This is a genomic window from Brunnivagina elsteri CCALA 953, from assembly GCF_002289455.1.
In the GTDB taxonomy this organism is placed as follows: Bacteria; Cyanobacteriota; Cyanobacteriia; order Cyanobacteriales; family Nostocaceae; genus Brunnivagina; species Brunnivagina elsteri.
The window spans coordinates 1-1,827 of the sequence record NZ_NTFS01000695.1 but is presented as its reverse complement, the minus strand read 5'-3'; the positions used below and the strand labels follow the sequence as shown (position 1 = coordinate 1,827).

The window sequence follows — 1,827 nt, the reverse complement described above, 5'->3', positions numbered from 1 at the left end:
ATTTAATTCATTATCCCCAGGTTGTCTTCAAAGATGGTTATGGGATGCAAAGACTGGTACAAGAAAAATTTGAGCGTTTGAATGCCACATTACAAGCAGCTTTAGAGGTAAATACCCTAGATGCCTTTCGTGGTGTGGTTCGTCAAGGTGAATTTGTCGCCTTGTTACCCCACTCGGCTTTAGTGGAAGCACGTAATGATCCGACTCTAGCAGTCCGTTCCCTCACAGAAAAAAATAATCTATCATCAGATAATATGCCCATGACTCGTCGGGTGGTGATGGTGACAACTAATGACAGGCTGCAAATTCCCCCAATCAGGCATTTTTGGCAATTAGTGCGAGAAAGTATACCACCCCAATTTGATACTGTGCTGCGTTCTGCTAGTTAAGTAGTTAATATGAGCAATGTATTTCGGGATTTACTGAAAAAGGTTGGTAGTGGTAATCACACCTGCGAAAGTCTAACTCGTGGAGAAGCTGCGATCGCAACAAAAATGATGTTGCTAGGTGAAGCGACTCCAGCGCAAATCGGGGCATTTATGATTGCCCACCGCATCAAACGTCCCACAGGGGAAGAGTTAGCGGGGATGTTGGATGGATATAATGAGTTAGGTGCAAAGTTAAAGGCTGTTGCATTTGACCGTCCGGTAATGGTCTTGGGCATCCCTTACGATGGACGAACTCGTATAGCCCCGATTAGTCCAATTACAGCCCTGTTACTGGCATCTGCTGGACAGCCTGTGGTCATGCATGGAGGCGATCGCTTACCGACAAAGTATGGTTTACCCCTAGTAGAAGTTTGGCAGGGTTTAGGAGTTGACTGGACGCGATTACCGTTAGAAGCAACCCAAAGGGTTTTTGAGAAAACTGGTATTGGTTTTGTCTATGCCCCTAAGCATTTTCCCTTAACAAACAGTCTTTGGGAATATCGCGATCAATTAGGAAAACGTCCGCCTTTCGCGACAATGGAATTGATTTGGTGTCCTTATGCTGGGGATTCTCACATTGTTGCTGGGTATGTACATCCTCCAACAGAGGCAATGTTTCAAAAGGCTTTGAGTTTACATGGAGTGACTAAATTTACCACAGTCAAGGGCTTGGAAGGTAGCTGTGACTTACCACGCGATCGCACGGCGATAATTGGTTTGGGAGGTACATCAGCAAGGGATAATCAAGGTCTAATCCCTATAGAAAGATTGCATCTAGCACCACGTGAATACGGTTTTACTAGCCAGAATACTCCATTAGTGACTACAGCAGAATTAATAAATCAAATTCAAGCAACCCTTGCTGGGGAACGATCGGAAATGACGCAAAGTGTATTATGGAATGCTGGGTTTTATTTATGGCTGAGTGGCATTTGTCAAGATATGCAAGCAGGTATTATGAAAGCTGAAGAATTAATTTCTCGTGGTTTAGTAGCGCAAAAATTGCAAGAAATTTCTCAAACAATAACATCAATTTCAGAACCTACATTTCAACCAGTATAATTTTAAATATAACTGCTTAAATACCATAGCATTTTATAAATTTTCAGTCTGGATAAACAACCTTACAAATTAGGCAAAACAGCCGTGGGAGTTCCCCTACGGTAAAATTAAAAACAGAAATTCTTAAGCCTCTCTCCTTGATAAGGATGTTGTTGGCGAATTAATGATGGGTCGAACCCCATTTTCCTCGTTCCTTGCCTCTGGCAAGGAATGCAGCGATTGAGGCTCTGCCTCAAATCTAACTGGAGGCAGAGCCTCCAAAAGCGCGTTACCAGGCTGGAGCCTGTTAACGAGAGGGTGAGGGTCTTCACCCCTCAACAATTAGCCAACAGTATCC

2 protein-coding genes are annotated in these 1,827 nt (G+C 43.5%); both read left to right on the top strand.

Features of this window, described 5'->3' with window-relative positions:
• Positions 1 to 389: substrate-binding domain-containing protein (locus CK510_RS29950; protein ID WP_169927044.1), on the top strand; the 389-nt coding region annotated here is incomplete at its 5' end.
• A gap of 9 nt (positions 390 to 398) precedes the next feature.
• A complete protein-coding gene (locus tag CK510_RS29945; RefSeq protein ID WP_095725065.1) occupies positions 399 to 1,490 on the top strand; it encodes an anthranilate phosphoribosyltransferase family protein in 1,092 nt (363 codons plus the stop codon).
• Positions 1,491 to 1,827: the final 337 nt, after the last annotated feature.

Coding starts and splice junctions, on each gene's coding strand:
- CK510_RS29945 (WP_095725065.1), top strand. CDS start 399: ATGAGCAATGTATTTCGGGATTTACTGAAAAAGGTTGGTAGTGGTAAT.